3 protein-coding genes are annotated in these 4,341 nt (G+C 62.8%); 1 reads left to right on the top strand and 2 read right to left on the bottom strand.

All coding sequences use genetic code 11. The features are described 5' to 3' along the window. Nucleotides 1-159: 159 nt before the first annotated feature. Together rhaI and ENZ75_RS22825 are read right to left on the bottom strand one after the other, a co-directional pair. Nucleotides 160-1,449, bottom strand: a complete 1,290-nt coding sequence (gene rhaI / locus ENZ75_RS22830; RefSeq protein ID WP_063170035.1) for an L-rhamnose catabolism isomerase — start codon at nt 1,447-1,449, stop codon at nt 160-162. 12 nt (nt 1,450-1,461) lie between these two features. Beyond that, the gene (locus tag ENZ75_RS22825; RefSeq protein WP_027161700.1) at nt 1,462-3,564 is read right to left on the bottom strand and encodes a bifunctional rhamnulose-1-phosphate aldolase/short-chain dehydrogenase; all 2,103 of its coding nucleotides are present in this window, start codon (nt 3,562-3,564) and stop codon (nt 1,462-1,464) included. Nucleotides 3,565-3,749: 185 nt separating this feature from the next. Here ENZ75_RS22825 and ENZ75_RS22820 point away from each other — a divergent pair. Beyond that, nucleotides 3,750-4,341, top strand: a 592-nt coding sequence (locus tag ENZ75_RS22820) for a DeoR/GlpR family DNA-binding transcription regulator (RefSeq protein WP_164887941.1), incomplete at its 3' end; no start/stop codon positions are given.

Raw genomic sequence — 4,341 nt, 5'->3', positions numbered from 1 at the left:
GGGGAGAGGAGGTGTCAGCGCTGACGCCAGTCTCTTCTCCCTGCGGGGGTGAGGCGTGGTCCGCGCAGCGGGCGAAAAGCCAACTGCTTGGCTTTTCGAACAACGAACGCCCGGAGGGCGGTGGCCGCAAAGCGGCCGGATGAGGGGGCCGGCTCGGCCTCAGACAATGCCGCCCGAACCGCCAGCGACTGCAGGGCGTTCCGCTGCAACCTTGGCGCGGTAACCCGCCGCTCGATAGGCGGCGACCGGGTCGATGGCGCCGCCGGTCTTCAGCCGCGCCATGGCGAGGATCGGCTCGACATCGGTGCGGTAGGCCGCTTTCAGCGTCTGCGTCGCCATCAGCGCGTCATTGCTATCCTGAAAATCTTCCAACGCCTTGCGGTCGACCAGCAGCGCCTGCGCATAGGCGCGCTGCACCTCGACCGCCGATAGCATCAGGCTTTCGATCGGATCGGTGACGTTGTGGCTCTGGTCGAGCATGTGGGCCGGGTCGAACCCCTCGGCGCCGGAAAGTTCGGCGTCGACCAGTTCGTTGAAGACGAGAAACAGCCGGTAAGGATCGATCGAACCGGCATCGAGATCGTCGTCGCCATATTTCGAATCGTTGAAGTGGAAGCCGCCGAGTTTTTTGAACTGGATCAGCCGCGACACGATCATCTCGATGTTGACGTTTGGGGCATGGTGGCCGAGGTCGACGAGACAGAACGCCTTGTCGCCCAGCTCCTGCGCGATCATGTAGTTGGTGCCCCAGTCCTGCACGACGGTGGAATAGAAGGCCGGCTCGTACATCTTGTGCTCGCTGAACAGCTTCCAGTCGGCGGGCAGTCCGGCGTAGACCTCTTTCATGGCGTCGAGATAGCGCTCGAATGCCTTGGCGAAATTGACCTGGCCGGGAAAGTTCGAACCGTCGCCGATCCACACCGTCAGCGCCTTGGAGCCGAGCGTCTTGCCGATCTCGATGCATTCGAGATTGTGCTCGACCGCTTGCCGGCGCGTGCCGGCGTCGGCATGCGACAGCGAGCCGAATTTGTAGGAGAGCTTCTGGTCCTTGGCGTCGGAAAAGGTGTTGGAGTTCATGGCGTCGAAGCCGAGGCCAAAGCGCGAGGCCGCTTGCTTCAGCCGGTTCGGATCGGCCTTGTCCCACGGAATGTGCAGGGAAACGGTCGGCGTCGCCTGCGTCAATTGCTGGATGACGGCGCAATCCTCGATCTTGTCGAAGATATCGCGTGGCTCGCCGGCACCGGGAAAGCGGGCAAAGCGCGTGCCGCCGGTGCCGACGCCCCAGGACGGGATCGCCACCGCGAATTTCTCGACCTTGTCTCTGATAGCGTCGATGGCGATGCCGCGACGGTCGAGCCGCTCGCCGAGCGAGGCGTAGTCGCGCTCGAGGTTTGCCTTGCGCGCGGCGTTGTCCTTGTCGACGAGGTCGGCGGAGATGATGTGTTCCATCGTCCCCTCCGCTCAGCGCGTGAACGACTGGGCGTTGCCCGCGTCGACATTGATGATGTTGCCGGTCGACTTGGCCGACATGTCGGACGCCAGGAAATAGATCGCCTCTGCGATGTCTTCCGGGAAGACCGAGCGCTTCAGCATCGAACGCGAGCGATAGTGCTCCTCCAGATCGTCGGTCGACATCTTGTAGGCGGCGGCGCGCTGTTCCTTCCACTCGCCGGTCCAGATCTTCGAGCCGCGCAGCACCGCGTCCGGGTTGACGACATTGACCCTGATCTGCGCCTCCGCGCCCTCCAGCGCCAGGCAGCGGGCGAGATGGATCTCGGCAGCCTTGGCGGTGCAATAGGCGGCGGCGTTCGGCGATGCGGCAAGGCCGTTCTTGGAGGCGACGAAGACGACGTTGCCGCCAATCTTCTGCGCGCGGAACAGCCGGAACGCTTCCCGCGAGACCAGGAAATAACCGGTCGACAGGATGTCCATGTTCTTGTTCCACAGCGCCAGCGTCGTCTCCTCGATCGGCGCCGAGGAGGCCAGCCCTGCATTCGATACCAGAATGTCGATGCCGCCGAACTCGACCGCTGTCTCGGCAAAGCCCGAAATGACCTGCTCCTCCGAGGTGACATTGATCAGCACCGGCCGCACGAAGTCCCTGCCGTAGACTTTCGCCAGTTCGTCATTGGCGCTGGCCAGTGCTGTCTCGTCGATGTCGGCCAGCACCACGCAGGCGCCTTCGCGCAGCAGGCGGTTGGCCGTGGCGCGGCCGATGCCGCCGGCGCCACCCGTGACCAGGGCGATCTGGCCGGCAAGCGACTTCGGCTTCGGCATACGCTGCAGCTTCAGGTCTTCGAGCAGCCAGTACTCGATGTCGAAGGCTTCCTGTGCAGGCAGGCCGACATAAGACGACACGGTGGAGGCGCCGCGCATGACGTTGATGGCGTTGACATAGAATTCGCCCGAGATGCGCGCCGTCGCCTTGTCGCCGGCGAAGGTGAACATGCCGACGCCGGGCATCAGGTAGACGACGGCATTGGGATCGCGGATGGCGGGCGAGTCCGGATGCTTGCAGCTGTCGTAATAGGCCTGGTAGCCAACGCGATATTCGGCGATGTCGTCGGCAAGACGCGCGATGACGGCATCGACATCGGGCTTTGCCGGATCGAATTCGATGACCAGCGGGCGGATCTTGGTGCGCAGGAAATGGTCGGGGCATGAGGTGCCGAGTGCCGCCAGCGGGCGCAGATCCCTGGAGTTGACGAATTCGAGCACAGCAGTGGAATCGTCGAAATGGCCTGTTTTGTGGCTCCTTTCCGAGATCAGGCCGCGAATCCTCGGCATCAGTTTGGCCGCGATGGCACGGCGCTCAGTGGCGTCGAGCGACTTGACCGCTTCACCGCCGAAGATAGCGACACCCTCGGAGCGGCGCTCGAACCATTCGATCGCCTGGTTGATCACTGAGATCGTCGTCTCGTAGCATTCCCTGGGGGTGTCGCCCCAGGTGAACAGGCCGTGGCTTTCCAGGATGACGCCCTTGGCGGCTGGGTGTTCGAGGCAGAATTTCTCCAGCCACAGGCCAAGTTCGAAGCCAGGGCGCTTCCACGGCAGCCAGCCGATGGCCTCGCCGAAGATTTCTTTCGTCAGCGCCTTCGAATCCTTCGCCGCGGCAATGGCGATGATGGCATCGGGATGCATGTGGTCGACAAAGGGCTTCGGCACGTAGGCATGCAGCGGCGTGTCGATCGAAGCCGCACGCGGATTGAGGTTGAAGGTGCAGTGCGGCAGGAAGCCGACCATCTCGTCTTCGTGCTCGACGCCGCGATAGAGGCCTTTGAGCGCGCGCAGCTTGTCCATGTAGAGCGTGGCAAAGCCGTCCAGCTTGATCGAGGCGCTGTCGCCGCCCGATCCCTTGACCCACAGCACTTCGACATCCTCGCCGGTGAGCGGGTCTTTCTGCCAGATCTTCGACGACGTGTTGCCGCCGCCATAGTTGGTGACCCGCTTGTCGGAACCAAGTGTGTTCGAACGGTAGACCAGAAGTTCCGGCCCGCTCATGGCGTGAGCCTTGGCCTCGTCCCACAGATTGGCGAGGCGCGCGCCGGTGCGCTTGTCGAGCATAAGAAATCCTCCCGAAGGCACGCAGAAGGCGCGGCCATTTGGCCCCGAATTTCCACGGAAGCGCTCGGCTTGTCAATCACAAACGATCAATATCGATCATACTGCACTGCACAATGAAATTATATGATCGGAAATGATTGACACTGCGCGTTTTGGGTGCCTAGATGCCCGGGCAGGGAGGAACCATGCACGAAAAAGAGCGCCACAGGATCATTCTGTCCGCCGTCCAGGAAAAGCCTGTGGTGACGGTGCAGGAGATGGTCGACCTGACGGAGTCCTCCGAGGCGACGATCCGGCGCGATATCGCGGCTCTCCACGTCCAGAAGCGCCTGCGCCGCGTGCGCGGCGGCGCCGAGGCAATCTCGCCGCCGCAGTTCATCGGGCTGGCCGGCCGGCCCTTTTCCGTCAACGAAACCATCAACGCCTCGCAGAAGCGGGCGATTGCGCGTGAAGCGGTCGAGCTGTGCAACGACGGCGAACCGATCATCATCAATGGCGGCACCACCACCTTCCAGATGGTGCATTTCCTGACCGGCCGCCGCATGCCGATCTTCACCAATTCGTTCCCCATCGCCGAGCATTTGCTCAAGCATTCCAAGAATACGGTGATGCTGTCGGGCGGCACCATTTATCGCGAGCAGAACATCATCCTGTCGCCCTTCGACAACGACGTGACGCGCAATTTCTATGCGCGCCGCATGTTCATGGGTGCGCAGGGTCTGGGGCCGCTCGGCCTGATGGAGGGCGATCCGCTCTTGATCCAGGCGGAGCAGAAAC

It is taken from the genome of Mesorhizobium sp. M7A.F.Ca.CA.002.04.1.1, assembly GCF_004022805.1.
In the GTDB taxonomy this organism is placed as follows: domain Bacteria; phylum Pseudomonadota; class Alphaproteobacteria; order Rhizobiales; family Rhizobiaceae; genus Mesorhizobium; species Mesorhizobium ciceri.
Note: the sequence above shows the minus strand (reverse complement) of the source record. Positions and strands in the feature narration are given on the sequence as shown.